General features: G+C 49.1%; 1 protein-coding gene. It reads left to right on the forward strand.

Going from position 1 to position 273, the window contains the following annotated elements:
• Positions 1–248, forward strand: a 248-nt coding sequence (locus PZC42_RS24615; protein ID WP_277214127.1) for a hypothetical protein, incomplete at its 5' end; no start/stop codon positions are given.
• Positions 249–273: the final 25 nt, after the last annotated feature.

The raw sequence follows: 273 nt of genomic DNA on the forward strand, positions 1-273 counted from the left end.
CGTACAATGACCGGGGCCAACAGAGGACGGACGGAGATATAATCAAAGAGCACAACTCATGTTTCACGCATTGGTTCAAGCAGAAGCTTCTGTCATACCCTTTACATGAGGATTCTTCCGCGAAAGAACAACTCATATTCGCCTTGTCACAGGGCGCCGAGCACAACCTGATGACCTATGAGGCGTACGATATCAACGGCTACACAATCTACACCGAGGCCAAGGACATGAAGAGCGATGGTTATTAGAACTCCGGGGTAACGATGGAATCCT

Source organism: Isoptericola croceus (genome assembly GCF_029382255.1).
GTDB lineage: Bacteria > Actinomycetota > Actinomycetes > Actinomycetales > Cellulomonadaceae > Isoptericola > Isoptericola croceus.